Source organism: Streptomyces aculeolatus, from assembly GCF_020400605.1.
Lineage (GTDB): Bacteria > Actinomycetota > Actinomycetes > Streptomycetales > Streptomycetaceae > Streptomyces > Streptomyces aculeolatus.
Genome location: NZ_JAINRD010000135.1, coordinates 1 through 228 on the forward strand (window position 1 = coordinate 1; position 228 = coordinate 228).

Annotated in this window: 1 protein-coding gene; it reads right to left on the bottom strand. The window is 70.2% G+C overall.

The genetic code is table 11. From position 1 onward, the window contains the following. Positions 1-203 (bottom strand): hypothetical protein (locus LG396_RS39045; protein ID WP_225798350.1); only part of this gene is annotated, 203 nt, incomplete at its 3' end. Positions 204-228: the final 25 nt, after the last annotated feature.

Consider the following 228-nt stretch of genomic DNA (forward strand, 5'->3'; position numbering starts at 1 on the left):
TCCAGCTGCTGTTCTTGGGTGAGGGTGGTGAGGTGGGTGCGGAGGGAGCTGGTGTCGTGTGGGTCGTGGTGGTGGGCTTGGCGGCGGGTGGTGCGGGAGGGTGTGGCCGGCAGCAGGCCCCGCAGGGGGGTGGGCAGTGAGAGGGCGTCTACCTCGGTGGCGACGGAGGCACGCAGTTGGGCGGTGTCCAAGGTGGCGGCCATGAGGACCGGGTTGTCTGCCTGCAGT